The organism is Streptomyces sp. NPDC101178, assembly GCF_044767965.1.
GTDB lineage: Bacteria > Actinomycetota > Actinomycetes > Streptomycetales > Streptomycetaceae > Streptomyces.
The window spans coordinates 401,477-426,976 of the sequence record NZ_JBIWOZ010000007.1; the positions used below are offsets into that span (position 1 = coordinate 401,477).

The 25,500-nt window shown below is 71.8% G+C and carries 20 protein-coding genes; 8 read left to right on the forward strand and 12 right to left on the reverse strand.

What is annotated here, in order from left to right:
• The first annotated feature begins 103 nt into the window (after positions 1-103).
• On the forward strand, positions 104-1,645 hold the full coding sequence (locus ACIRR8_RS22130) for a sugar transferase (protein ID WP_404067375.1): 1,542 nt from the start codon (positions 104-106) through the stop codon (positions 1,643-1,645).
• Positions 1,646-1,715: 70 nt separating this feature from the next.
• Here the strand turns inward: ACIRR8_RS22130 and ACIRR8_RS22135 are convergent, their stop codons facing one another.
• Positions 1,716-2,699: a GDP-L-fucose synthase family protein gene (locus tag ACIRR8_RS22135; RefSeq protein ID WP_404067377.1), complete on the reverse strand. Its 984-nt coding sequence runs from the start codon at positions 2,697-2,699 to the stop codon at positions 1,716-1,718.
• Between the two features lie 116 nt (positions 2,700-2,815).
• Here ACIRR8_RS22135 and gmd point away from each other — a divergent pair, with 116 nt between their 5' ends.
• Genes gmd through ACIRR8_RS22160 form a run of 5 tightly spaced genes read left to right on the forward strand, consistent with a single transcriptional unit; the run spans position 2,816 to position 10,486 of the window.
• Positions 2,816-3,829 (forward strand): GDP-mannose 4,6-dehydratase, encoded by a 1,014-nt coding sequence (gene gmd / locus ACIRR8_RS22140; RefSeq protein ID WP_404067380.1) that lies wholly within the window; start codon positions 2,816-2,818, stop codon positions 3,827-3,829.
• On the forward strand, positions 3,826-6,639 hold the full coding sequence (locus ACIRR8_RS22145) for a DNRLRE domain-containing protein (protein ID WP_404067383.1): 2,814 nt from the start codon (positions 3,826-3,828) through the stop codon (positions 6,637-6,639). Before gmd ends, ACIRR8_RS22145 begins: the two co-directional genes overlap by 4 nt.
• Complete coding sequence (locus ACIRR8_RS22150) at positions 6,636-8,897, forward strand: LamG-like jellyroll fold domain-containing protein (RefSeq protein WP_404067385.1); 2,262 nt, start codon at positions 6,636-6,638, stop codon at positions 8,895-8,897. The genes ACIRR8_RS22145 and ACIRR8_RS22150 overlap by 4 nt, the downstream gene beginning before the upstream one ends.
• A 3-nt stretch (positions 8,898-8,900) precedes the next feature.
• Entirely contained in the window at positions 8,901-9,650 is a 750-nt protein-coding gene (locus tag ACIRR8_RS22155) for a hypothetical protein (RefSeq protein WP_404067388.1), read from the forward strand.
• The gene (locus tag ACIRR8_RS22160; protein WP_404067391.1) at positions 9,647-10,486 is read left to right on the forward strand and encodes a glycosyltransferase family 2 protein; all 840 of its coding nucleotides are present in this window, start codon (positions 9,647-9,649) and stop codon (positions 10,484-10,486) included. Before ACIRR8_RS22155 ends, ACIRR8_RS22160 begins: the two co-directional genes overlap by 4 nt.
• 22 nt (positions 10,487-10,508) lie before the next feature.
• Here the strand turns inward: ACIRR8_RS22160 and ACIRR8_RS22165 are convergent, their stop codons facing one another.
• A complete protein-coding gene (locus ACIRR8_RS22165; protein WP_404067394.1) occupies positions 10,509-11,672 on the reverse strand; it encodes a glycosyltransferase in 1,164 nt (387 codons plus the stop codon).
• Positions 11,673-11,778: 106 nt separating this feature from the next.
• Here ACIRR8_RS22165 and ACIRR8_RS22170 point away from each other — a divergent pair, with 106 nt between their 5' ends.
• Positions 11,779-13,350, forward strand: coding sequence for a hypothetical protein (locus ACIRR8_RS22170; protein WP_404067397.1), 1,572 nt, complete (start codon positions 11,779-11,781; stop codon positions 13,348-13,350).
• Here ACIRR8_RS22170 and ACIRR8_RS22175 read toward each other — a convergent pair.
• From ACIRR8_RS22175 to ACIRR8_RS22185, 3 genes are read right to left on the reverse strand one after another with little or no spacing between them, the layout of a single operon-like run.
• Entirely contained in the window at positions 13,319-14,566 is a 1,248-nt protein-coding gene (locus tag ACIRR8_RS22175) for a hypothetical protein (RefSeq protein WP_404067400.1), read from the reverse strand. The genes ACIRR8_RS22170 and ACIRR8_RS22175 overlap by 32 nt on opposite strands.
• On the reverse strand, positions 14,563-16,251 hold the full coding sequence (locus tag ACIRR8_RS22180; protein ID WP_404067403.1) for a lipopolysaccharide biosynthesis protein: 1,689 nt from the start codon (positions 16,249-16,251) through the stop codon (positions 14,563-14,565). Before ACIRR8_RS22180 ends, ACIRR8_RS22175 begins: the two co-directional genes overlap by 4 nt.
• Positions 16,248-17,510 carry a glycosyltransferase gene (locus ACIRR8_RS22185; protein WP_404067406.1) on the reverse strand — a complete coding sequence of 421 codons (1,263 nt, stop codon included), beginning with the start codon at positions 17,508-17,510 and terminating at the stop codon, positions 16,248-16,250. The genes ACIRR8_RS22180 and ACIRR8_RS22185 overlap by 4 nt, the downstream gene beginning before the upstream one ends.
• Positions 17,511-17,660: 150 nt before the next feature.
• Here ACIRR8_RS22185 and ACIRR8_RS22190 point away from each other — a divergent pair, with 150 nt between their 5' ends.
• Positions 17,661-18,110, forward strand: coding sequence for an adenylyltransferase/cytidyltransferase family protein (locus ACIRR8_RS22190; protein ID WP_404067408.1), 450 nt, complete (start codon positions 17,661-17,663; stop codon positions 18,108-18,110).
• Here the strand turns inward: ACIRR8_RS22190 and ACIRR8_RS22195 are convergent.
• The 7 genes from ACIRR8_RS22195 to ACIRR8_RS22225 form a co-directional block, all read right to left on the reverse strand.
• Entirely contained in the window at positions 18,079-18,798 is a 720-nt protein-coding gene (locus ACIRR8_RS22195; RefSeq protein WP_404067411.1) for a CDP-alcohol phosphatidyltransferase family protein, read from the reverse strand. The genes ACIRR8_RS22190 and ACIRR8_RS22195 overlap by 32 nt on opposite strands.
• 140 nt (positions 18,799-18,938) lie before the next feature.
• Positions 18,939-19,310 (reverse strand): monovalent cation/H(+) antiporter subunit G, encoded by a 372-nt coding sequence (gene mnhG / locus ACIRR8_RS22200; RefSeq protein WP_404067413.1) that lies wholly within the window; start codon positions 19,308-19,310, stop codon positions 18,939-18,941.
• Positions 19,307-19,654, reverse strand: coding sequence for a monovalent cation/H+ antiporter complex subunit F (locus ACIRR8_RS22205; protein WP_404067416.1), 348 nt, complete (start codon positions 19,652-19,654; stop codon positions 19,307-19,309). The genes mnhG and ACIRR8_RS22205 overlap by 4 nt, the downstream gene beginning before the upstream one ends.
• Positions 19,651-20,277, reverse strand: coding sequence for a Na+/H+ antiporter subunit E (locus tag ACIRR8_RS22210; RefSeq protein ID WP_404067419.1), 627 nt, complete (start codon positions 20,275-20,277; stop codon positions 19,651-19,653). Before ACIRR8_RS22210 ends, ACIRR8_RS22205 begins: the two co-directional genes overlap by 4 nt.
• On the reverse strand, positions 20,274-21,929 hold the full coding sequence (locus ACIRR8_RS22215) for a Na+/H+ antiporter subunit D (protein ID WP_404067422.1): 1,656 nt from the start codon (positions 21,927-21,929) through the stop codon (positions 20,274-20,276). The genes ACIRR8_RS22210 and ACIRR8_RS22215 overlap by 4 nt, the downstream gene beginning before the upstream one ends.
• Positions 21,926-22,546, reverse strand: coding sequence for a Na(+)/H(+) antiporter subunit C (locus ACIRR8_RS22220; RefSeq protein ID WP_161268047.1), 621 nt, complete (start codon positions 22,544-22,546; stop codon positions 21,926-21,928). The genes ACIRR8_RS22215 and ACIRR8_RS22220 overlap by 4 nt, the downstream gene beginning before the upstream one ends.
• Complete coding sequence (locus tag ACIRR8_RS22225; protein ID WP_404067424.1) at positions 22,543-25,446, reverse strand: Na+/H+ antiporter subunit A; 2,904 nt, start codon at positions 25,444-25,446, stop codon at positions 22,543-22,545. The genes ACIRR8_RS22220 and ACIRR8_RS22225 overlap by 4 nt, the downstream gene beginning before the upstream one ends.
• Positions 25,447-25,500: the final 54 nt, after the last annotated feature.

A 25,500-nucleotide genomic window follows, 5' to 3' on the forward strand; every position in this document is an offset into this window, starting at 1 on the left:
GCACGTGTGTGGATATCGTGCACCGAGCGAGGGCGCATCCGTCAGTCCATGGGATCGACGGATGCGTCGCGTTTGTGGGGGTGCGACTGTGACTGGGGGGTTCATGGGGCATGTCGAAATACCTGAGACCGACATATCCGGGCCGGTGGGGCTCCGGGGCGCGCCGCGCCCCCGCACCGCCGCCTCCCGGAATCGTACGGCTGCGCTGGAGCAGCTGTGGCGCGCCCCGACGGCGGGGCGCGACCGGACCGGCCGGGCTCCGGTCCGCCGGAGGCCGGTCCACCGGCCGTCGCTCGGCGCGCTGAGCGACCTGCTGGCGCTGACCGGGCCGGCCTGGCTGCTGCTGCACCTGGGCGAGCAGCCGCGACCGTGGCTCGCCGCAACGGTCGCGGGGCTGCTGTGGACCGGGTTGCGCGGCGCGCGCGGGCGGTACGCCGCCCCGGTGCACGGCGAGCCGGTCGGTGCGTTCGGCGCGCTCGGGGACTGGCTGGCCCTTCTCGGGGTGCTGGCCGTCCTGCACACGGCGGCCGGCGGTTCGGTGGACCCGGCGACGGCCGTCGTGGCCGTGGCGCCGGGGCTTCTGGTGGCCACCGCCGCGGAGGGGCTGCGGAGCGCGCGCCGGGGACAACGGGCGGTGCGCCGGGTGCTGTTGGTGGGTGAGGCGGCGGGCCTGGAGCGCGCGGCCGAGCTGCTGGGCACCCGAACGGACCACGCCTACCGGCTGGTCGCCGCGATTCCGGTCGGACCGGACCGGCCCTCGCACGAGGGTGTGCCGGTGCCGGGGCGGCTCGCCTCCAGCCCGGCGGACGACGACGTGACGACGGTGCTCGGCGGGGCCTACGCGCACGAGGCGGACCTGGTTCTGGTGGCTCCCGGGCCCCAGCTGACCGGTGACCGGCTGCGGCGGCTGAGCTGGGGGCTGCACGACGCGGGCGTGGCCCTGTGTGTGGCCTCCGAGCTCTCCGGCATCGCGGCGGCCCGGGTCCGCCCGGTGACGGCGGCCGGGCTCACGCTGCTGCACATCGCGCCACCGATGCGCGGAGGTCCGCAGGGGGCGCTGAAGGCCGTACTCGACCGGGGCGGCGCCCTGTTCGGCCTGCTGGTGCTCGCGCCGCTGCTGCTCGCGGTGGCGTTGTGCGTGCGGTTCTCCTCGCGCGGCCCGGTCTTCCACCGGCAGATCCGGCAGGGGCTCCACAACCAGCCGTTCACCATGTGGAAGTTCCGCACGATGGTGGCGGACGCGGAGGCCCGCAGGGAGCAGCTCGCCGAGGACAACGAGGTCGACGGGCCGCTCTTCAAGATGCGCCAGGATCCCCGGGTGACACCGGTGGGACGTGCGCTGCGCCGTACCTCGATCGACGAACTGCCGCAGCTGTTCAATGTGTTGCTGGGTCAGATGTCGTTGGTGGGACCACGGCCTCCGCTGCCGGAGGAGGCCTCCCGGTACGACGAGCGGGAGGGCCGCAGGCTCACGGTGAAACCGGGGCTGACCGGGCTGTGGCAGGTCAGCGGGCGCTCGGACCTGTCCTGGCAGGAGACGGTCGCACTGGACCTCTGGTACGTCGACAACTGGTCGGTGGCCACGGACATGGGGCTCCTCGCCCGTACGGTGCGCGCCGTCACCGACGGCCGCGGGGCCTACTGAGAACGGCGGACGGTCGATGCGAGGAGTTCCGGTGCGCCACCGCGCGCGCTGTGCGCGCGGTGGCGGGCGGTCATGCGGCCGGCGCGAGCTGGCCGAGCCACCAGGCGTAGGTGCGGGCGATGCCGTCGCGGAGCGGGATCTGCGGCGTGAAGCCGAGGGAGGTCAGGCGGGAGACGTCGAGCAGCTTGCGCGGGGTCCCGTCGGGCTTCGAGGTGTCCCAGCCGATCTGGCCCTGATAGCCCGTCACCTCGGCCACGGTCTCTGCGAGTTCGCGGATGGTGAGGTCCTCGCCGCAGCCGATGTTGACCGGCTCGTCACCGTCGTACGCCTCCAGCAGGGTGACGCAGGCGGCGGCCAGGTCGTCGACGTGGAGGAACTCGCGGCGCGGCGAGCCGGAGCCCCAGAGGGTGATCTCCTCGGCGCCGTCGCGCTGGGCCTCGTGGAAGCGGCGGATCAGCGCGGGCAGGACGTGCGAGGTCTCCAGGTCGAAGTTGTCGCCGGGCCCGTAGAGATTGGTGGGCATGGCGCTGATGTAGGAGGCGCCGTACTGCCGGCGGTAGGACTGGGTCTGGACGATGCCGGCGATCTTGGCCAGCGCGTACGCCTCGTTGGTGGGCTCCAGCTCGCCGGTGAGCAGCGACTCCTCGCGGATCGGCTGCGGGGCGAGGCGGGGGTAGATGCAGGACGAGCCGAGGAAGAGCAGCCGCTCGGTGCCCGCCGCGTGCGCTCCGGCGATCACGCTGAGCTGGATGCGCAGGTTGTCCTCCAGGAACTGCACCGGGTAAGTGCTGTTGGCCATGATCCCGCCCACCTTGGCGGCGGCCAGCACCACGGCGTCCGGCCGGATGTCCCGCAGATACGTCTCGGTCCGCGCGGCGTCGCGCAGGTCGAGGAGGTCGCGGCCGCGGGTGAGGACCTCATGGCCGTCGTCGGCGAGGCGGCGGGCCACCGCCGAGCCGACCAGTCCGCGGTGGCCCGCGACGAATATGCGGGAGCCCGGGCGCAGTAGGGGGCGGGCGGATTCCTGGGGTGGGACGGGGAGTTCGGTCGTCATGGCTCGGATTGTGCCAGCAGTAAGGGACTGCGGAGATGTTTTGCCGCAGAACGCTCCAATTCCGATATGTCGGTGAGATGTTCGTCGAACGGACGGACAGCAGAGAAGGGGTAATCGTGGCGAAGACCGCGCTCATCACGGGAGTGACCGGCCAGGACGGCTCGTACCTGGCGGAGTTGCTGCTCGACAAGGGGTACACGGTCCACGGCCTGATACGCCGCTCGTCGAGCTTCAACACCGAGCGGATCGACCACATCTACCAGGGTCCCGAGGAGCCGGAGCGCTCCTTCGTCCTGCACCACGCGGACCTGACCGACGGTGTGGCGCTGGTGAACCTGTTGCGCGACATCCAGCCCGACGAGGTGTACAACCTCGGCGCCCAGTCCCATGTGCGGGTCTCCTTCGACGCCCCGCTCTACACCGGTGACGTCACCGGTCTCGGCACGATCCGCCTGCTGGAGGCGGTCCGGGCGAGCGGCATCGAGACGCGGATCTACCAGGCCTCGTCCTCCGAGATGTTCGGCGCGAGCCCGCCGCCGCAGAACGAGAAGACCCCGTTCCACCCGCGCAGCCCGTACAGCGTGGCGAAGGTCTACTCGTACTGGGCGACGGTCAACTACCGCGAGGCGTACGGCATGTTCGCCGTCAACGGGATCCTCTTCAACCACGAGTCGCCGCGCCGCGGGGAGACCTTCGTGACCCGGAAGATCACCCGTGGGGTGGCCCGGATCAAGGCCGGGCTCCAGGACCGGCTGCACCTGGGCAACCTGGACGCCGTACGGGACTGGGGGTACGCGCCGGAGTACGTGGACGCCATGTGGCGGATGCTCCAGTGCGACACCCCGGACGACTACGTGGTGGCGACCGGCGAAGGCGTCAGCGTCCGGCAGTTCCTGGAGTTCGCCTTCGAGCACGCGGGCCTCGACTGGGCCGAGCATGTGCGGTACGACCCGAAGTACGAACGCCCCAGCGAGGTCGACGCGTTGATCGGTGACGCGTCCAAGGCGGAGGAGCTGCTGGGCTGGAAGCCCGAAGTGAAGTCGCGGGAGCTGGCCCGGATCATGGTCGACGCGGACATCCGCCTGCTCTCGGACCAGCTGACCGGGGCCGCCGTCCGGGTGGACAGATGAGGGGGGCGGGGCTCCGGGAGCGTACCGGGGTCCGGGCCTCGCTCCGCGGGCGCGGCGGCGTCCTCACCGCCGTGCTCGCGCTGGCCGCCGGGTTGCTCGCCCCGGTGGCCGCCGCGCCGCCGGCGGCCGCGCTGACCGCTCCGGTCGGCTTCACCTCCGACCATCTGCCGACCTACCAGACCAACGGGATCGTGTGGTCTCTGGCGGAGGCGAACGGCGTCGTCTACGCGGGCGGCACCTTCTCCTCCGTCCGCCCGGCCGGTACGCCCTCCGGCGGCGCCTCCACGCCCGCCGTCAACTTCGCCGCGTTCAACGCGGCGACGGGGGCTCCGGCGGGCTGCTCGCTCTCCTTCACGCGGAGCAGCGGCACCGCCACCGTGCGGGCGCTCGCCGTCTCACCGGACAGGTCGACGCTGTACGTGGGGGGTTACTTCAACGCGGTCGACGGGAGCAGCGCCAACGGGCTGGTCGCCGTCGACACCGCCACCTGCACGCGGCGGGCGGGGTTCTCGCCGAACTTCTCGGCGACGGTCCGCGCGCTGGACGTCGCGGCGAACGGCACGGTGTACGCCGGCGGAGACTTCCAGTCGGTGAACGGGCAGACCCGGCGCTCCTTCGGGGCGCTGACCTCGGCGGGAGCGGTGACCGGGTGGAATCCGGACGCGGACGCCCCGGGGCGGACGCTGCGGGTGACACCGGACGGGCAGTCGGTGCTGATCGGCGGCGACTTCTTCACGGTCGGCGGCGTCAACTCCCATGCGATCGCGGTGACAGGTGCGGCCACCGGCTCCCTCACCCGGGGCTATCCGAACAACTTCATCCCGTCCACCGCCGTCATCAAGGACATCGTCACCGACTCCGCCTCCGGCGGCTGGTACGCGGCCGGTGAGGGCCGGGGCGGCAATTCCTTCGACGGCCGGCTCGCGATGGAGCTGGACGGCTTCGGCCAGCGCTGGCGCGACACCTGCCAGGGTGCGACCCAGGCGCTGCGCGTGTACAAGTCGGTGCTCTACGCGGCGAGCCATGTGCACGACTGCTCCACGATGGGCGGCTTCCCCAACCAGGCGCGCAAGCACCTCACCGCACAGGGCGTAGACGATCCGGCGCTGCTGGGGTGGCTGCCGGACACGAACGACGGGATCGGTGAGCCGGTCGGGCCGCGCGCGCTGACCGTCGCCACGCGCGACGGCCGTGACTTCCTCTGGGTGGGCGGGGAGTTCACCACCGTCAACGGTGTGCAGCAGCAGGCGCTGACCCGGTTCGCCAACACGCCGGACACCGGCGCGCCGAGCCTGCCGGCCGCCAGTGTGTCGGCGCCGCGCGCGGGTGAGGTGCGGGTGAGCTGGCGGGCCTCGCTGGACCTGGACGACAGCCTGCTGACGTACCGGGTGTACCGCAACGGCGGTTCGGCACCGGTGCACACCACCACCGGCTCGTCGCTCTTCTACAGCCGTCCGCAACTCACCTTCACCGACCGCGATGTGACGGCCGGCCAGTCCTACTCCTACCGGATCACGGCGACCGACGGCGCCGGCAACACCAGCGCCCTCTCCCCCGCCGTCTCCGTGACCGCCGCCTCCGCCGCCTCGCCGTACCAGGAGCGGGTGCTGGCCGACGGGGCCGATCTGTACTGGCGGTACGACGAGCCCGGCGGAGCGTTCGCGGCGGACGCGTCGGACAGCCGGAACGGCGGCGTGTACGCGAACACGCCCACGTACCGGGCCACGCCGTCGGCCGTCGCCGGTTCGGCCGCGCTCTCGCTCGACGGCAGCGACGAGTACGTGTACAGCGACCGGCTGCACCGCTACACCTCACCCACCCCGTACTCCATCGAGACCTGGTTCCGTACGACGTCGACGAGCGGCGGCCGGATCGTCGGGTTCGGCAACAACATCGGCACGGCACAAGGCCATACGAGCTCGATCTCCGACGAGCTGCTCTACCTGACGGACAACGGGCGGCTCGCCTTCGGCGTCCAGGCCGGCAGCACCAGCAGCCGCCCCACGCTGACCGGTCCGGCGGGCTTCAGCGACGGACGGTGGCACCACGCCGTCGCCACGCAGGGGCCCAGCGGCATGGCGCTGTACGTGGACGGGGTGCGGGTCGCCGCCAACACGACCGCCGGGAACCGCTCGTACAACGGGTACTGGCGGGTCGGCGGCGACGCGATGAACAACGCCTGGCCGAACCGGCCGTCCTCCACCTACTTCGCCGGCCAGGTCGACGAGACGGCGGTCTACCCCACGGCGCTGACCGCCGCCCAGGTCGCCGCCCACCACCAGCTGGCCCAGGCACCCGCTCCGCCCGGCGACACCACGGTGAGTCTCCAGGCCGACGAGGACGCGTACGTCAACGGGGTGGCGGCCAACACGAACTACAACGACCAGCAGCTGGCCTCCCGGGGCGCCACGCCCTACCTGAGCTATCTGCGCTTCACCCTGCCCGCCGCCCCGGCCGGGCAGATCCTCAAGGGGGCCCGGCTCCAGTTCCGTACGTCGTCGGATCCGACGGCGGGCTCCACCGACAGCCACACCGTGGTGCCGGTCACCGGCGCCTGGACCGAGTCGGCGGTCACCTACAACTCCCGGCCGGCGCTCTCCGCGTCCGTGCTGGGGAGCATCACCGGCGCAACCGCCGTCTCCACCGACCATTCGGTGGAACTCACCGCGCCGGCACTGGGCGGGGCCCTCGGCTCCGCCTACTCACTCGCCCTGACCAGCAGCGGGACGGACAGTCTGCGCATCTGGTCGAGCGAGGCAGGATCGGCGGCCTCCAGGCCGCAGCTCGTTCTCACCTTCGGAGCTGAATGATGAACGGAAGTACGGGGCAAAGATTCGGAGGGCGCGGCCGTCTGCGGGCCGCATCCGCCGCTCTCTGCCTGCTGACCGGAGCCCTGACCGCCACGGCGGCCGGGGGTTCACCGGCAGCCGCACTGACCCCGCCGGTGGCCCTCACCGCGGACGACCTCTCCACCTGGCAGACCAACGGCATCGTCTGGGCGATGGCGGCCGGCAACGGCGTGGTCTACGCGGGCGGCACCTTCTCCACCCTGCGGCCGCCCAAGGCCGCGCCCGGCACGGGTGAACAGCCCGCGGTGAACTTCGCCGCCTTCGACGCGGCGACCGGGGCGCCCACCGACTGCTCGCTGTCGTTCACGGTCTCCTCCGGGACCGCGACCGTCCGCTCGCTGGCGCTCTCCCCGGACGGGCAGACGCTGTACGCGGGAGGCCAGTTCGGTGCGGTGAACGGGGTCGGGGTCAGCAACATCGCGGCCATCGACACCGCGACCTGCACCGTCCGCAACAATTTCAAGATCGGCGTCTCGGCCACCGTGCGGGGGCTCGCCGTCACCTCCGACACGGTCTATCTGGCCGGTGACTTCACCACCGTCGGCGGACAGACGAGGAGCCATTTCGCGGCCGTCTCCACGGCCGGGGCCTCGCTCCTTCCGTTCACGGCCAACGCGGACGAGACGTCCCGCGCGATCGAGGTGACCCCGGACGGGCAGAAGGTCCTGCTCGGCGGGGACTTCTTCCGGATCAACGGCACCACCACCCACGCGCTGGCTGTGGTCGACGCCACCACCGGACAACTCACCAAGACCTACCCGGGGTTCATCCACGACAAGTCCACCGTCCAGGACATCACCACCGACGCCACCGGCTTCTACACCGCCAACGAAGGCACCGGCGGCGGGGTGTTCGACGGCCGGATCGCCCTGAACCTGAGCGACTTCCAGCAGCGCTGGCGTGACACCTGCCTCGGCGCCACCCAGGCGGTGGCCGTCTACTCCGGGGTCCTCTACAGCGGCAGTCACGCCCACGACTGCGCCTCCATGGGCGCCTTCCCGGACCAGCCGCGCAAGCACCTGCTGGCCCAGTCGGTCGACGACCCGAAGCTGCTGCCGTGGTTCCCGGACACCAACGACGGCATCGGCGAGCCGGTCGGTCCGCGGGTGATGACCCAGACGGGCAGCGGCGACCGCCACTACCTCTGGGTCGGCGGCGAGTTCACCACCGTCAACAGCGCCCCGCAGCAGGGGCTGACCCGGTTCGCGAACGGACCGGACACCGGGGCGCCCTGGGTGCCCAACGTCAGCCTGTCCACGCTGAACCCGGGGACGGTCGAGGTGAACTGGCAGACCAGCTTCGACACCGACGACGGTGAGCTGACCTACCGGATCTACAAGGACGGGTCCAACACCCCGATCCACACCACGACCGGCTTCTCGGTCTTCTGGAACCGGCCGCAGCTGAGCTGGACCGACACCGACGTGGTGGCGGGCCAGACCTACTCGTACCGGATCACCGCGAGCGACGGCACCAACACCAGCGCCAAGTCCCCCGCCCAGTCCGCCACCGTGGCGACCGCGACCGAGGCGTACCCGGCCCGGGTCAAGGCCGACGGGGCCACGCTGTACTGGCGCTACGACGAGCCCAGCGCCACCTTCGCGCACGACAGCAGCGGCAACCTCAACAACGGGTTCCTGCGCAACGCACCGGCCTACCGGCAGACCCCGGCGGCCGTCGCCGGGCCGTCCACCGCGATCGGCTTCAACGGGACCAACCAGTACGCGTACAGCAACCGGCTTCAGCCGGCGCCCGGGCGGTTCACCCTGGAGACCTGGATCAAGACCACCACCACCCGCGGCGGAAAGATCATCGGCTTCGGGAACCTCACCCAGCAGAACAGCACCCGGGACGACAAGCACATCTACATGCGCGACGACGGGCGGCTCGTCTTCGGCGTCTACAGCGGCGGCAACCGGACGGTCGCCACCTCGGCCGCCTACAACGACGGCCAGTGGCACCACGTCGTCGCGACCCAGGGCCCTCTGGGCCAGGGGATGTCGCTCTACGTCGACGGACAGCTCCGCGCGTCGAACATCCTGAACTCCAACAACGAGACGACCCCGGGTTACTGGCGGGTCGGCGGGGACGACCTGACCGGCTGGCCGAACCGTCCCACCAGCAACTTCTTCGCCGGTCAGATCGACGAGACCGCCGTCTACCCGACCGCGCTGACCTCCTCCCAGGTCAGCGCCCACTACGCACTGAGGAATGGCTGATCCATGCGGAATCCGTTCCTGGCCGGCGCCGCCGTCGTGATGACGGTGGCGGCGCTGGCCGCCTGCGGCTCGTCCGCGGACGGGAACGGGCCGGAGGCCGCGGGCGCCCAGCGCCCCGCGGCCTCCGGGCCCGCCGTCCCCGGCCCCACCGCCGCCACGCCGACACCACCCGCCGCGCCCACGGCTCCGGCGGCGCCCTCCGCGCCCGCCGCCGAGGAGCCGGCGGCCCCCGGGCCGTCCGCGACCGCCGAGGGCCCGGGGACCCCGTCCGACGAGATCACCCCGGCCACCGGGACCTTCACCAAGAAGCAGAAAGAGTACCTGGAGGACCGGGTGCCGAAGGGCATGGACCCGGCCGCCGTGCTCCAGACCGGCCAGGAGACCTGCGACAAGCTGCGCTACCTGGTCAAGGTCGACCGGGACACCGCCGTGGGCGCGATCGCCACCGAGGAGATCCGCGACGCGCCGGCCGCGGTGGCGGGGCTCTGCCCCCAGCACCAGGACCTGGTCGACGAGGCCGCGTACGCCTACGCCGACGGCATCCACACCGGCAGGACGGTGCGGCCCGGCGTCTACCGCTCCGCCTCCCCCACCATGAACTGCTCGTGGCAGATCGAAGGAGCGGGCGGCAAGGAACTGGCCTCCGGCACCTCCGACACCGGGAAGTCCCGGAAGATCACGATCCCGGAGTCCGCCCGTACGTTCACCTCCACAGGCTGCTACGCCTGGCTGGCCGAAGGAGCCAAGGGATGACCGCTGGTACGACCAAGCTGCCGATAGCCGTCGCGATCCCCACGAAGAACGAGGGCCTCAACATCGCCGAGGCGGTGAAGTCGGTGCTCGGCCACTTCGAGGCGGTCGTGGTGGTGGACTCGCACAGCACCGACGACACGGTGAAGATCGCCGAGGAGTGCGGGGCCGAGGTGGTCACGTACACCTGGGACGGGGGCCACCCGCGGAAGAAGCAGTGGTGCCTGGAGAACGTCCGCACCGACCTGGACTGGATCCTGCTGCTCGACGGCGACGAGCGGCTCAGCCCGGGGCTGCTGGCCGAGCTGCGGGAGGCCTTCCGGGATCCGTCGGCGCCCAAGCCCGCCGCGTACGACATTCCGCTCGGGTACTGGTTCTCCGGCAAGCGGCTGCGGCACGGATACACCATCCGCAAGAGGTCGTTGACCGACCGTACCCGCTCCTTCTACCCGGAGGTCGGCGACCTGGACGCGCCGGGCATCGGCGAGGTGGAGGGGCACTACCAGCCGGTCGCGGCGACGGTGGGGACGCTCAGCCATCCCATCGAGCACCAGGACCTCGACCCGGTCACCGCCTGGTTCGAGCGCCACAACCGGTACTCGGACTGGGAGGCGTGGCTGGAGCACCATCCCCAGGTGAAGGAGCAGGTGCGCCAGGTCAAGTCACGGCAGGGGCAGTTGTTCCACAAGGCGCCCTTCAAGCCGGTGGTGTCGTTCGCGTACATGTACCTCTACCGGCGCGGCTTCCTGGACGGCCGCGCCGGGTTCGACTTCGCCCTGGCGATGAGCTTCTACCGCTGGCAGATCGCGCTGAAGTCCCGCGAGAAGCCGGTACGTTGACAGATCCGGCAGGCTCGCCGGCTCACCCTCGCCTCCGGCGGACCACGTCCTCGTAGGTCCGCCGGAGGGTGGCGGTGACGGCCTCGATGGTGAACTGGTCGTTGACCAGCTCCCAGGCGGCCTTGCCGGCCTGCTCGGCGGCCTCCGGCTCCAGCAGCTCCAGGATCGCGTCGGCGACCTTGCGGGCGTTGGCCGCGTCCTCGCCGCCCCGGCTGTCGATGACCCGGCCCGATCCGGCCTGCGCGACATCGGGTGCCTGGCCGCAGGTGCGGGTGATGACGACCGGGGTGCCGACCGACATCGCCTCCAGCACGGAGACCGGGAACGGCTCCTCGATCGCGGGCAGCACATAGACATCGGCCTCGCGGTCGGCGGCGAGCACCTCGTCGTGCTCCAGCGGGCCCCGGTGGTCGAGCGAGCCGGTCACGCCCAACTTCTCGGCCAGCGCCAGGGTTTCGGCCAGCGCGCCGGTGTCCGGGCCGGCCAGCACGAAGCGGGCGTCCGGGTGGCGGGCGAGGACGTGCGGCATCGCGGAGACGAAGTCCTCGGGCCGCTTGCGCTCCTGGATCCGGGCGAGGTAGAGGATGGTCGGCGGGCGGCCGGGTTCGCGGGCGGGCTTGCGCTCCTGCGGGCGCACGCCGTTGACCAGCCGGACGGTACGGGTGAGCGGGACGGGTGCGGCGACGGCGTTCACGTCGACGCGCTCCATCTCGGTGAGGTGCAGCACGGCGTCGGCCTCGCGCAGTACCTTGCGGACGCCGAGGACGTCGGTGAGCTGGGCGACCTTCTTCTCGGTGGGGTCGATCATGCCGTGGGTCTGGACGACCAGGGGGGTGCGGGTCGCGAGCGCGAGGAGCGCGGCGGGCAGGGTCACCAGGTCCCGCATCAGATGGACGTGGACGAGGTCGGCGCCGCGCATCATGCGGCGTGCGGTGCGCAGCAGCGGGGCGGAGGTGATGCCACTGACCTCGAACATCGGGAGCACGTGCCGGGCCTGGAAGAGGTGGACCGGAACACCTTCGACGTGGCTGGGGAGTTCGCCGCCGGGGAAGCCGTCACCGAGCGCCATGACCCGGGCGTCGTCGCCGTGGGCCCGCTGGACCTTGGACAGGTTGAACGCCACCCGGGTCGGACCGCCGAAGGCGTGGTCCGGCGTATGGAGCGTGACAACATGCAGGATTTTCACCAGAGTTCCCCTCAACTGCGGTCAATGATTCACAGAGTAGTCATCGCACCTCCCTCAAGTGGGGCGATTCGTTAGAGTGTTCAGCGGTTCACTGAACGGGGGGCGCATGACGTCGGTGCACACGTCGGCGCACTCGCCGGCGCACGGACCTGCCGCGGAGAAGACCGTCGGCGCGGCCGGGCGGCGGCCGGATCGGCCTGGGTCCCCGGGCGGTCCCCCGGAGCCGCCCGAGCGGACGATCGCCTGGTCGATGCTGTCGCGGGCGGTGTCCGTGCCGCTCATCCTGGGGCTGGTCTGCTTCCTGCCCGCGGTGATCGCGGCGCAGCCCGGCGGCGGGGTCCGGGACACGGCGTACTGGCTCCAGCTGGTGCTGACCTGCTATGCGGGGGCCCGGCTGGCGACGACGATCCTCTCCACCCAACGGCGGCTCCTCCAGGGCGTCTTCTGGATGTTCGTGTACATCGCGATGGGCGTGGCGCCGTTCGCGCAGGTGGTGATCGGGCAGACGCCGACACCGATGGTGGGGCCGCGCCAGGACCTGGTCACGGCCATCGCGATGGTGCTGGTCGGGTGCGCGGCGTACGACCTGGGGGCGCTGCTGGCCTCGCGGCGGCCGATGCGCCGTCGTACGCCCTCCGCGAAGGGTTCGGGCGGGGGGCCCGCGGTGGCGCATCCGGTGCGGCTGCGGCTGCTGGTGGTGCTGGCGTTCGCGGCGAGCGCGTTCTACGTGCTCAAGCTGGGCGGGCCCGCGGTCTTCTTCTCCAGTCGGCAGGAGATCAACGAGACCGTGGCGGCGAGCGGCGTGGTCTCGGAGGGCTCCAATGTGGGCTCGGCGTTCGTCAAGGGCTTCGGCCAGGTCCCGGCGCTGCTGGCGCTGCTCTTCTACACGCGCCGCCTGGCCACCTCCTACCGGGCCCGGCGCACGCCGTCGACGGTGCTGGTGTGGGTGGCTCTGATCGCGCTGAACCTGGTGGTGAACAACCCGATCTCCAACGCCCGTTACTGGTTCCTGACGGTGATGATGGCGTTCGTCTTCACCGCGTTCCCGAGCAGTGCCGCGATCTACCGCACGGTGCTGACGACCGGAGTGGTGGGAGCCCTGGTGGTGTTCCCGTACGCGGACAAGTTCCGGTACGACGACGAGGCCAGCCAGCGGACCGCGCAGTCGGCCTCGGTCTTCGAGCCGCTGGTGACCAAGGACTACGACCAGATGGTGATGTTCGCCAACACCATCTCGTGGGTCGACACCCGCGGCCATACCTACGGCCGTCAACTGACCGGCTGTGCGCTGTTCTTCGTGCCGCGCGCGGTGTGGAGCGGGAAGCCGGAGGACACCGGGGTCCGGGTCGGGCAGTGGATGGGGCTGCGGATGACCAACCTCTCGGCGCCGATGTGGACCGAGTTCTGGGTCGACTTCGGCGCGACCGGCATGATCGGCGGCCTCGCGCTGATCGGTTACGCGTCGTCCCGCACCGACCGCCGCTATGCCCTGGCCGTCACCCGTGCGGGTCCCGGCCCGGGGAGCGTGCTGGCCGTCGCCGCACCGCTGCTTGCCGGCTACACCTTCATCCTGCTGCGCGGCCCGCTCCTCCAGGCGGCGGGGAAGCTGGCCATCGCCGCGCTCTGTCTGCTGGCGATCAGCACCTTCATGGAGCGGCGGGCAGGGCGTCGGCGCTGAGGTCGTGGCCGGGTTCCAAGGTACGGCGGCGGCGCAGCCGGGCGACCCTGATCCAGGTGGCGGCGGCCTTGCAGAGCGAGCCGAGGAAGAGCCCCCAGGCGGCTCCGAGGACGCCGCCGACGGCGTAACCGCCTGCGAGGAACGCCACGGTGGTGAGCGAGAAGACCACCTGGATGGCGAGTGTGGTGCGCGGGTCGAGCATCCGCAGGGCCAGCAGCCCGCAGGTGCCGACGGCCATCGCCGCGTACTGGCTGCCGGTGGCGGGCAGCAGTCCGGCGGCCACCGACCAGGTGTCGCCGAGGAGTTGGCGTCCGGCACTGTCCGGGAGCAGGGCCAGGACGGTGGCCCAGAGGCCGGCGACGGCGGCGAGGGCGGCGGCGAGCGCGGCGGTGGCCCGGACGCGGCTCCGCTCGTCGGTGATGCGGCCGAGCAGCGGCGGGCCGAAGGAGGTGGCGGAGGTGAACAGCACGTTGAGCGGGCCGAACAGGGTGGTGGCGCCGCGCAGGGCGCCGACGAGGAGCGGGTTGCCGACGGCGCCGAGGCCGAGGACGGAGAGCTGGCTGGTGGCGTTACCGACGCCGAACTCGACGGTGAACCGCTGCCCGAGGTACCCGCGCCGGAGCATCGGCCGCACCACGAGCGGGGCTCCGGCGGTGGCGCGGTGGAGCAACGTGGCGGAGAGCAGCAGCGCGGGCAGCGCGGAGAGGCCCCAGAGTCCGATCAGCCGCGCCGGGGACGCCCCGTACACCTGGGTTCCGAGCGCTCCGAGGACGCACGCCAGCCGCAACAGGTCCGAGAGCAGGGCGAGATGGGGCTGCTGGAGGGTGGAGAAGGCGTACCGTACGGCGTCCTGGCCGAGCACCACCGGCAGGACCAGGCCGAGCATCAGCAGCGCCCGTGCGGTGTCGCCGGGGACGAGGAGGCAGACGGCGGCCAGGAGCGCGCCGAGCGCGGCGGCGGCGAGCACGGTGAAGGCGACGGCGGAGCGGCAGGCGCCGCGGGTCTCCTCTCCGCCGCCGCGCTTGAGGACCAGCGGCTGTCCGGCGTACGCGCCCGAGACGCCGAGCAGCACCGTGAAGACCAGGTAGACGGCGGAGAAGCGGGCGAAGTCGGCGACGGTGGAGAGCCGGGCGGCGGCGACGAGCACCAGGATGTTGGTGAGCGCCGCCACCCCCTGGTCGGCGACCGAGCAGAGGACGGCGGTGCGGGCTCTCACCGCCGGGCCGTCGGCAGGGTCAGGGAGCGCAGGCCGAGGGTCTCGGTGGGATCGCCGGTGATCTCGGGCGCGTCCGGCTCGGCGGTGGGAGTCGGTCCGTCGCCGCCTCCGCTGCGGCGGCGGGCGGACTTCGGGCGGCGCTCGGAGCGGCTGAGGCGCCGTCGGCTCGGGTGGAGCAGGGCGCCGAGGACGGAGCCGCCGGAGGCGCCGATGATCTCGCGGATGCGCTCCAGGTCGCTGCGGTGCACCTCGCGCGGGTCGCAGACGATCATCACGCCCTCCACCCGGTCCACCAGCGCGACCGCGTCCGCGTAGGAGAGGACGGGCGGGGCGAGGACGATGACGACGCTGCCGGGGCGGTCGGCCTCGGCGACGATCCGGCCGACCGGGGTGGAGGTGAGGGCGCGCGGCACGTTGTCGACGGTCTCCCCGGGGATCAGGGCGAAGGCGCCGGAGCCGGGGACGTCCACGTTGGAGCGGCCGCCGGTGGGCCAGCTGCCGTCGCCTTCCTCGGCGGCCCAGCGCGGCGGGCGGACCTCGTGCGCGGCGGAGCCGAGTGCGCGGGCGAGGGCGGGCGTACGGAGGTCGGCCTCGACCAGGAGGACGTCCCGGCCCATCTCGGCGAAGGCGGCGGCCAGGTTGGCGGCGGCCGCCGCGGCCTCCTCGTTGTCGCCGCGCGGGGCGGTGACCAGCAGGCGGCGGCTCTCGGCGAAGGACGGGTCGTAGGCGAGCCGGAAGGCGACCGCGCGGTACTCCTCGGCGAGCCGGGAGCCGCTGCGGCCGATCGCCAGCACCGCACCGGCGGCTCCGCGTTCGCGGGGCAGGGTGCCGAGCAGCGGGCCGCCGAGCGAGCGGACCAGCTCGCGGGTGGAGCGTACGGCGGGGTCGAAGACGAGCCGCACCCAGGAGAGCAGCAGCCCCAGTGCCAGGCCGACGACACCGCCGAGGCCGAGCAGCAGCGGCAGGCCTGCGCCGGTGGGCTCGGTGGGGGCGACGGGCTTCTTGTTGAGGTAGCCGGGGGTGGTGTCCAGGGCCTTGAGCTCGGAGATCTTCCGGCTGAGCTCGGAGATCGCGACGATGATGTTGGCCCGGGCGCTGGTGACGTCGTCGGCCGCGCCGGTGCCGGTCTCCTCCAGTTGGTCGCGCTTCTCCTCGAGCGGTTTGAGCTGGGCGCGGTAGCCGCTCGCCATGTTGTCGATGGACTCCTCGGTGCGCGCCTTGCGGTGGGCCAGATAGGCGTTGGCGAGGGCTTCGGCGCGGGCCCGGGACTGCTCGGGGGTGGCGCCCGTGTAGGCGAAGCGGAGGGTCAGGGTGTTGGGCGGGTTGGTGACCTGGAGTCCGGCGAGCAGGTCGCGGGCGGCGACGTCGTCGCCCTTCTTGAGCAGTGTGCCGGCGGCCAGGGTGCCGACGGTGTCGCTGACGGCGGTCTGGCGCTCGGAGCCGATGTTGATGCCCTTGTCGGCGGTGGCGCCGCTGGCGAAGGGGTCGGCGATGGCGGAGCGGACCAGCACCTCGCCGGTGGCGGTGTAGGTGTCCTCGCCGCTGAGCGCGAGGTAGCCGCCGCCGAGCAGGCCGATGACGACGCCGGCCGCCAGCAGGGCCCGGTAGCGCAGGAGCTGGCGGAACTGGTCGCGCAACAGCGCCGGTTCGTCCTGGTCGTCCAGGACACGGTTCACGGGGGTCATCGGCTCTCGCTCCCTGGTCCGTCCTGCAAGGCCTCGGTGAGCAGGTCGTCGAAGCGGGCCAGGCCCGCCTCCCGGCTCAGATGGCGTGCCACGTACGCGGGGCCCTCGGCGCCGAGGGCGTCGGCGGCGGCCGGGTCGGCGGCCAGCTTCCGCAACGCCTCCAGCAGCGCGGCCGGGTCCTCCGGGGCGACGAGCACACCGGCGCCGGAGCGGCGCACCTCGTCGGCGGTGCCGCCCTCGTCGGCGACGGAGGCGACGACCGGGCGGCCGGAGGTGAAGTACGAGGTGAGCTTGGAGGGGACGCTCATGTCGAGGACGGAGGCCCGCTGGGTGACCGCGAGGACATCGGCGGCCGCGAGGACGTCGGTGAACTCCCCTGCCCCGGCGGGCTCCAGGAAGTCCACGTTGGGCAGACCTTCGGCGCGGGCGCGCAGGGCGTCGCGCTGGTTGCCGTCGCCCATCAGGACGACGCGGACGTCGGGTGCGAGGCGGGCGGTGTCCACGAGGACTTCCAGGCCCTGCTTGAGGCCCATGTTGCCGGAGTGGAGGAGGACCGGGGTGGCCGGGTCCCAGCCGAGCCGGGCGCGGGTGGCGGCGCGGTCGGCGGTGGGGCCGTCGACATGGGTCCAGTTGGGGACGATCCGGATGCGTCCGGGGTCGACACCGAGGGCGGTGACGCCGGGGACGAAGCTCTCGTGGATGACGCCGACGAGGGCCGCGCCGCTCAGCGCGTACCGCTCGGCCGTCGCGGCCACCACGGCCGCCCTGCCGCCGCCGCGTATGCCGCTCTGCGCGGCGGCGGCGCCCATCAGGTCCTGGACGACGGGGACGTACGGGACGCGGTGACAGCGGGCGAGGCGGGCGCCGATGACGCCGCCGGCGAGGCTGGGCATCTGCGCGATCACGGCGTCCGGCCGGCCCGGCGGCGGCGCGAACAGTCCGGTGGCGAGGACGGAGGCCTCGAACGCCGCTCTGCGCACGGCGGTCTGACGGGACGGCACGTAGTGTCTGCGCCGGTGCACGCCGACGCCGCCGCGTATCTCGACCGTCCGCCATACGCTCCGGTACGCCTCGTCCAGCTGCCAGGACGGATAGTGCGGCATCCCGGTGAGCGCCCGCACCCGGGCGCCGGACTTGGCCCAGTGCTCGGCGAGTTGAGTGGCGTACGGGCCGATGCCCGTGACCTCTGGTGCGTAGTTCGTCGAGACCACCAGAAGGCGGCGGTTCAGAAACGGCCTGTGCCGTTCGACATCGGACATCGGACGATCGCCTTCCCCCCACAACAGCCGCCGCTCCCTGCGGGAACGGCCCCCGTCGAGCTTATCCGTTCACGGCCTGCACAAGTGTTCTTCGCAGTAAGGTCGTTGGCACATCACCGGATCAGATCGACCGTGGGGGGAGAGATACGGATGGTGCAGCACAGGGTGGGGTACGCCCCCGGGGTGTACGACCTGTTCCACGTGGGACACCTCAACATCCTGCGGCATGCCCGCAGTCAGTGCGACTACCTGGTCGCGGGGGTCGTCTCGGACGAGATGGCCGCCCTCGCCAAGGGTCACACACCCGTCATTCCGCTGCGCGAACGGCTGGAGATCGTCCGCAGTGTGCGGTTCGTCGACGCCGCGTTCGTGGAGACCGTGCCGGACAAGGTGGAGACCTGGCAGCAGGTCCGGTTCGACGTGATCTTCAAGGGCGACGACTGGCGCGGCACGGAGAAGGGGAAGAAGCTGGAGCGCGACTTCGCCGAGGTCGGCGTGGAGGTCGTCTACTTCCCGTACACCGTGCACACGTCCAGCACCCAGCTGCGCCGGGCGCTGGACGTGCTCGTCACCCGGGACGGAGCGCTCTCAGCTCCCTGAACCACTTGGTGAGGAAGGCCGCCAGGAAGAGCGTGTGGACCACCGCGAGCACGGCGTACCCGGCCCGGAAGGCGCCGGGTGCGCCGAGCAGCAGGAAGACCAGGCAGAAGACTCCGTAGTCGGCGGGCAGCAGGGCGACCGCCCGCACCTGTGAAACGGGAGCGGCCGCCTGGGCTTCGGTCGCCGCCGCCTTGCCGAGCTTCTCGCGCAGCAGTCCGGCACAGAAGGTGACCACGGCGGCGAGCTGGAAGCCGAGCGGCAGCAACAGCCAGGCTTCGGAGGGCAGTTCGCCGAAGCGGTAGAAGGAGATCAGCACGGCGGTGTGGACGAGGACCAGCTTGCCGCAGTCCACGACGTGGTCCAGCCACTCGCCGTCGGGGCCGCCGCGGCCGGTGAGCCGGGCGAGCTGGCCGTCGGCGGAATCGAAGGCGAAGCCGATGGCCAGCGCCGCGTAGACCGCGAGTGCCAGCGTCCAGGACGGCTCGACGAGCGCGACCGCCGCGAGCGCCGCGTAGGTGAACAGCGCGCTGATCAGCGTCACTTGATTGGGCGTCAGCCCGGCCCGGTACGCGCCCGCCGCGAGGACGCGCCCGGCCGGGCGGTTCACGTATCGCGAGTAGAGCGAGACGCCCTTGGCGCTCTTCTGTGCGCCGCGCAGTTCGCGCAGCACTGTGCCCGTGCTTCCCATACGCCCCCCAGCGTCCGGCATTGCCCGCATCATGGCATGCGGGCACCGGGGCCGGGGGGTGATTGAGCGGGACGGAACAGTTCCGTGATCATGCCGGTCCGGGGGCTGCTCGACCATGGGGCAGCCGACGGGCAGCTCGATCAGGCCGGGCCGGGAGGCTGCCTGCCGTCGGTGAGCTGCTCGTCCAGTTCGTCGAAGAGCAGTTCCTCGTGCTGGACCTGTCCGGTGCGGTACGCGGAGCGGGCGACCAGGTGCGAGGCGACCGGGCCGGTGAGCATCTGGAAGAAGCCGATCAGCGCGAGGGTGGCGAGGTCCATGCCGGTGCGCAGCCGCAGCGCGACCCCGGCCAGCACCAGGAGCATGCCGAGGGTCTGGGGCTTGGTCGCGGCGTGGCTGCGGGAGAGGACGTCGGGCAGCCGGAGCATGCCGATCACCCCGAGCAGGCAGATCGCGGCGCCGAGGAGGACGAGCAGGGCCCCGGCCGTGTCGAGGATCTGGAGCCAGTCGTTCACTGCGGACCTTCCTTGGTCTCGTCGGCCTCCGGAGCCGGTGCCCGGGACGGGACCGTGACGGCGGGCCGGTCGCGTACGGCGATGAAGCGGGCGATGCCCACCGAGCCGGTGAAGCCGAGGAAGGCGAGCACCAGCATGACCGGGAAGTAGAAGGAGTCCAGCGCGACGGCGGACTTGGCTCCGAGACCGGCGATGATCAGGGCCGCGATCACGTCCAGCGAGATGGCCCGGTCCAGCATGGACGGGCCGCGCCAGATGCGGACCAGCAGCAGCAGTCCGGCCACCAGGACCAGGATGATGGCGGCGGTCAGCAGGACACGGTCGATCTGTTCGAAGACGCTCATGGTGCGGGCCTTCCGGCGGCGAGCTGCGGCGGTGGGGGCGGTTCGGCGACGCGGGCGATCTCGTCCCGGGTGCCGAAGGCCCGTACGGTCAGTTCCTCCAGCCGCCAGACCTGGCGCCGGGCGGCTTCGAGCTCCTCGGGCCGGTCCGCGTCCAGGACGTGCAGGAAGACGGTGGCGGTGGCCCGGCGCACCTCGATGACGGAGCCGCCCGGCACGTTGGAGACGGCCACCGCGACGGCGGCGAGCATCAGGTCGCCGCGGCAGCGCAGGGGCACGCCGATGACGGCGGCCCGGTGCGGCGTACCGCTGAAGATCTGCCGGGTGACCCGTACGCCGGAGGTGTACATGTCGTAGAGCAGATACCCGGCGAGGCGGATGATGCCCCACGGATGGAGGCGAAGCCCCAGGTCCACCGGTGGCAGCGGGAAGGCCAGGCAGACGGCGCTCGCGACGATCACGCCCGTGATGATGTTGGCCAGGTTGAAGGTGGACCAGAGCAGCACCCAGATGAGGGTGAGCCAGGCGATCAGCGGCAGGTCCAGCACCCGTCCGCGCTTGCCGATCTTGCAGCTCATCGGCGGCAGGTCGGCGTCACGGAAGGAGAACCGCAGGAATCGGCTCACTTGCCCAGCACCTCCTCGATGTAGGGCGTGCGCTTCAGCAGTTCGGCCGCGGAGCGGTCGGTGAAGGCGGTGAGCGGTCCGGCGAACACGGTGAAGGCGAGGGCCAGCGCGATGGTCGCCGCGGTGGCCGCCATCATGGGCCGGGGCAGTCGGCTGGTCGTGATGACCGACGTCTGCCGGGGCTTGGTCGCCACGACGGCTCCGCCGGCCGGCCGGCGGACCGGCTCGATGCCCTCGTCACCGGTGCCGGGGACGCCGTCGGGGCCCTCGTCGGTGTCGTCGTCGCTGTCGTCCTGGGACTCCAGGACCGTGCCGGCTTCGGCCTGTCCGGGCGGGGCGGCCCGCCAGAAGGCCAGGTTCCACACCTTGGCCATCACGTACAGCGACAGCAGGCTGGTGACCACCGAGCCGGCGACCAGGATCCAGGCCCAGACGGAGCCGTCCGCGACACCCGCGCGCATGAGTCCGAGCTTGCCGATGAATCCGGAGAGCGGCGGGATGCCCGCCAGGTTCATCGCGGGGACGAAGAAGAGGAGGGACAGTATCGGCGCGGCCTTGGCCAGTCCGCCGAGCCGGGTCAGCTCGGTGGTGCCGCCCCGGCGTTCGATCAGCCCGGCGACCAGGAACAGCGAGGTCTGGACGGTGATGTGGTGGACGACGTAGACGATGGCACCGCCGTACGCCTCGCGGGTGGCGAGGCCGATCCCGAAGACCATGAAGCCCATGTGGCTGATCAGGGTGAAGGAGAGCAGCCGTTTGAGGTCGGTCTGGGCGACCGCGCCGAGGATGCCGATGAGCATCGAGGCGAGCGCCACCGCCATCAGCAGGTCGCCGATCCGGTTGCCGGGGAAGAGCAGCGTCTCGGTCCGCATCATGCAGTAGACGCCGACCTTGGTGAGCAGTCCGGCGAAGACCGCGGTGACGGGCGCGGGTGCCGTGGGGTAGGAGTCGGGGAGCCAGGCGGCGACGGGGAAGACGGCCGCCTTGATGGCGAAGACGGTGATCAGCATCGCCTGGATCAGCGTCTGCACACCGATCGACAGATCCGGCAGCCGCTCGGCGAGCTGCGCGAAGTTGACGGTGCCGAGGGCCGCGTACGTCATGGCGATGGCGATGAGGAACACCATCGACGAGAACAGCGAGATGATCACATAGGTGGAGCCGGCCCGCATGCGGGGGCCGGTGCCGCCGAGGGTGAGCAGGACGAAGCTGGCCACCAGCATGATCTCGAAGCTGACGAAGAGGTTGACCAGGTCGCCCGCGAGGAAGGTGGAGGAGACTCCGGCGACGAGGATCAGATAGGCCGGGTGGAAGACCGCCAGCGGGGTCTCCTTGTCCCGGTCGGTCATGCCCTGTCCGAGGGAGTAGATCAGCACGCAGAGCGTGACCGCCGAGGAGACGGTGAGCATCAGCCCGGAGAGCCGGTCGGCGACCAGGGTGATGCCGAGCGGCGGGGCGAAGTCGCCGAGGTGGACGGAGAGCGGGCCCTGCCGGTCGGCGGCGATCATCAGGATGATCGACAGCGCCAGGACGGCGGTGAGTACGGCGACGCTGATGAAGCGCTGGAAGCGCTGCATCCGGGTGCCGAAGGTGAGGCTGAGTCCGGTGGCGCAGAGCGGCAGGAGGACCGGCAGCGGGACGAGCGCGTTCATCCGGTGGCTCCTCTTCCGTCTCGGGGGTAGCGGTCGTCGGTCTTGGCGTCGCCTTCGCGTTCGTAGTCCTCGGGGTCGGCGCCGATGACGTCGTGCCAGAGGTCGCCGGAGGCGTCGCGGCCGCGGGCCTGGCGGGCCCGGTCGGCGCGCAGCCGGTCGCGGAGTCTGCGGCGCTCCTCCCGGTAGCGTTCGCGCTCGTCCGGCGTGGGTTCGGCGCCGGAGCGGAACTCCTCGCGCAACTCGGCGCGCTCCGAGAGCACTTCGGCGCGGAGCACGATGCGCCGGTCCTCCAGGTCGTCGTGGACCTCGTCGGTGCCGGTGATCTGGTGACTGCGGTAGGCCATGGCCAGGAGGAAGGCGGTGGTGCCGAGGGTGATGACGATGGCGGTCAGCGCGATGGCCTGCGGCAGCGGGTCGGTGACCCGGCGCAGGTCGACCCCGTAGAGGAGGGGTGCGGCGCCGGCGGTGCCGGTCGAGGCGAGGATCAGCAGGTTGACGCCGTTGCTCATGATGACGGCGCCGAGCAGGATGCGGGTCAGCGGCCGGGTCAGCATGAGCAGGGCGCCGACGGCGCAGAGCACCACGGCGGTGAGGAGGAGTGAGGCGCTGACGGTCATCGGGAGTTCCCTTCCGCCGTCGTGCTGTTGGAGGCGGCGAGGGCGCCGGCGGCCCGTTCGATCTGGCGGTCGATCTTGGCGCCGAGAGCCCGGACGATGTCCAGGACGACGCCGAGGACCAGGAGGTAGACGCCGAAGTCGAAGAGGATCGGCGTACTCATGTGGAAGTCGCCGAAGACCGGCAGGTGCCCGTGGTAAGTGAAGGCGTGCAGCACGGTGCCGTCGATCAGCCCGAGGAATCCCACCGCGGTGGAGATGAACAGGCCGAGCCCGGTGAAGAGGCCCGGTTGCAGGGGTGCGGCCTGGGCCAGCTCGAACCGGCCGCCGGCCAGATAGCGGGTGATGAGGGCGACTCCGGCGACGAGCCCCGCGACGAAGCCGCCGCCGGGCATGTTCTCGGCGCAGAACAGCAGGTAGACCGAGAGGATCAGGATCGGGTGGAAGAGCAGCCGGGCCACCACCTCGAAGACGATGGAGCGGTGCTCGGGGGCGAGCGTGGAGCCGGCGGCGAGCCAGCCGCGTTCCGGGGCCACCTCGTCGCCCTGGGGCAGACGGGCGGTGTGCTGGGCCGCGATGGACCAGGCGGTCCGGCCCTTCAGCTCCTCGGGGAGCATCGATCCGTCGCTGCGGCGGTGCAGGTAGATGAGGCTGGTGACCCCGATGGCGGCGGCGGCCAGCACGGCGGACTCGCCCAGGGTGTCCCAGGCGCGCAGGTCGACGAGGATCGTGGCGACGACGTCCTTGTACCCGTGGTCGTCGACCTCCTTGACCATGGCGGCGCCGGCCGGTTCCGCGGTACGCGCGGCGGCGGCCACCCAGAGGGAGACGCCGACCACGCCGGCCGCGACGAGCGCCACCGGGATGCGGATCGCGCGCCGCCAGGGGGAGACGGTCTCCTCGAAGTGGACCGGCATCCGGCGCAGCACCAGGACGAAGACGATCATCGCCACGGTCTCGACGCAGAACTGGGTGAGCGCCAGGTCCGGCGCGCCCTGGACGACGAAGAGCAGCGCGGTGCCGTAGCCGATGAGGCCGCTGAGGACGACCGCCTTCATCCGGCGGCGTACGGTCAGGCAGAGCAGCGCCGCGATACAGGTGAGGGCCGCCACACCGCCCTGGAGCGCGTTGTCCCAGACCCGGGGGGCCGGGGCGCCCTGCCAGGGCTGGTCGACCGCGAACACGGCGAGCTGTCCGCCGGCCATGACGAGCAGCGTGGTCGCCAGGTAGACCGAGAGGGAGCCTCGTTGGACGGTGCCGGTGACTTGGAGGGCGAGCCGTTCCTGACCCAGCAGCAGATGGCCGAAGACGCTGTCGCCGGTGGGCCAGGCGATGCGGCGGGAGAGCTTGGTGACCGTGTCGCGTGCCAGGAACAGGCCGGTACCGGCGGCCCAGGCGACGGCGGACAGGAGCAGCGCGATGCCGAACCCGTGCCAGAGCGCGAGGTGGTAGGGGTCCTCGGGGGCCGGATAGGTGTCGGCGTAGGCGCTGAACAGCCGGTCGGTCAGCCCGACGCCGGGGCCGAGCACCAGTCCGAGGACGGCGAGCAGGGCGGGCGGGGCGAGGAAGGCCCAGCCCACGCTGTGTACGGGGGTGTCAGGGACACCGGGCTTGCGGGCGAAGGCGCCCCAGACGAAGCGCAGGGTGTACGCGGTCGTCAGCGCCGAGCCCACCACGACGACGGCCAGCGCCCAGCGGTCGGCGGCCGAGCCGTGCAGCAGCGCCTCGAACGCGGCCTCCTTGGCGGCGAAGCCGAGCAGCGGCGGCAGCGCGGCCATGGAGGCGGCGGCGAGGACGGCGACCCCGGCGACGTACGGCAGGGAGCGGCCGACGCCGGAGAGTCTCCGCAGGTCGCGGGTGCCGGTGGAGTGGTCGACGATGCCGGTCACAAGGAAGAGCGGCGCCTTGAACAGGGCGTGCCCGAGGATCATCGCGACGGCGGCGAGGGCCGCGTCCCGGTTGCCGGTCCCGGCGAGCAGGGTGAGGAAGCCGAGCTGGCTGACGGTCCCGTAGGCGAGGACGAGCTTGAGGTCGTTGAGGCGCAGCGCGCGCCAGCCGCCGAGCAGCATGGTCGCGCCGCCGAGCACCAGGATGACGGGCTTCCAGACGGGCACGTCGGCGAAGGCCGGGGAGAGCCGGGCGACCAGGTAGACGCCGGCCTTGACCATCGCGGCGGCGTGCAGATAGGCGCTGACCGGGGTGGGCGCGGCCATGGCGTTCGGCAGCCACATGGAGAACGGCCAGATCGCGGACTTCGACAGCGCGCCGCACAGGATCAGCACGAGGGCGACGGAGATGGCGAGCGTCGTCTCGGGCGGGTCGGCGACGATCGCGGAGATCTGGTACGTACCGGCGGCGTGACCGACGATCAGGAAGCCGACCAGCATGGCGAGGCCGCCGAGCGTGGTGACCGTGAGGGCCTGGAGCGCGGAGCGCCTGCTGTGGCGGTGTTCGCTGCTGTGGCCGATCAGCAGGAAGGAGAAGACCGTGGTCAGCTCCCAGAAGACGTAGAGCGTGATCAGGTCGTCGGCGAGGACCAGGGCGAGCATCGCTCCCGCGAAGGCGAGGAGGTTCCCGGCGAACCGGGCCAGCTGCGGGGTGTTGTCGCGGAAGTAGGAGGCGCAGTAGACCAGGACGAGGGCGCCGACCCCGGCGGCCATCAGGACCATCAGCTCGGAGAGCGCGTCCAGGCGGAGGTCGAGCGCGACGTCGTAGTCCGGAATCCACTGCCAGGACCAGGTGACGGCCTCGCCGGAGGCGGCGGTGCTCCACTGTGTGAGCGCCCAGACGGTGGCGGCGGCGGGAGGCAGGGCCAGCACGAGGAAGGCACGCCTGCCGAGCCGGTGGACCAGGGGGCCCGCGAAGGCGGCCAGCACGAAGTGGCCGATGATGAGCCCGATCACAGCGTGGCGTCCGGGTCGAGCGGCGAGACAACCGAGATAGAGGGCACCAAATAC

Bases quoted from the DNA above. Each gene is read 5' to 3' on its own strand.
- ACIRR8_RS22205 (WP_404067416.1), bottom strand. From the start codon at position 19,654: ATGAGCGTCTTCGAACAGATCGACCGTGTCCTGCTGACCGCCGCCATC.
- ACIRR8_RS22180 (WP_404067403.1), bottom strand. From the start codon at position 16,251: ATGACCCCCGTGAACCGTGTCCTGGACGACCAGGACGAACCGGCGCTG.
- ACIRR8_RS22160 (WP_404067391.1), top strand. From the start codon at position 9,647: ATGACCGCTGGTACGACCAAGCTGCCGATAGCCGTCGCGATCCCCACG.
- ACIRR8_RS22130 (WP_404067375.1), top strand. From the start codon at position 104: ATGGGGCATGTCGAAATACCTGAGACCGACATATCCGGGCCGGTGGGG.
- ACIRR8_RS22185 (WP_404067406.1), bottom strand. From the start codon at position 17,510: ATGTCCGATGTCGAACGGCACAGGCCGTTTCTGAACCGCCGCCTTCTG.
- ACIRR8_RS22155 (WP_404067388.1), top strand. From the start codon at position 8,901: ATGCGGAATCCGTTCCTGGCCGGCGCCGCCGTCGTGATGACGGTGGCG.
- ACIRR8_RS22170 (WP_404067397.1), top strand. From the start codon at position 11,779: ATGACGTCGGTGCACACGTCGGCGCACTCGCCGGCGCACGGACCTGCC.
- ACIRR8_RS22145 (WP_404067383.1), top strand. From the start codon at position 3,826: ATGAGGGGGGCGGGGCTCCGGGAGCGTACCGGGGTCCGGGCCTCGCTC.
- ACIRR8_RS22190 (WP_404067408.1), top strand. From the start codon at position 17,661: ATGGTGCAGCACAGGGTGGGGTACGCCCCCGGGGTGTACGACCTGTTC.
- ACIRR8_RS22220 (WP_161268047.1), bottom strand. From the start codon at position 22,546: ATGACCGTCAGCGCCTCACTCCTCCTCACCGCCGTGGTGCTCTGCGCC.
- ACIRR8_RS22135 (WP_404067377.1), bottom strand. From the start codon at position 2,699: ATGACGACCGAACTCCCCGTCCCACCCCAGGAATCCGCCCGCCCCCTA.
- ACIRR8_RS22195 (WP_404067411.1), bottom strand. From the start codon at position 18,798: ATGGGAAGCACGGGCACAGTGCTGCGCGAACTGCGCGGCGCACAGAAG.
- ACIRR8_RS22215 (WP_404067422.1), bottom strand. From the start codon at position 21,929: ATGAACGCGCTCGTCCCGCTGCCGGTCCTCCTGCCGCTCTGCGCCACC.
- ACIRR8_RS22150 (WP_404067385.1), top strand. From the start codon at position 6,636: ATGATGAACGGAAGTACGGGGCAAAGATTCGGAGGGCGCGGCCGTCTG.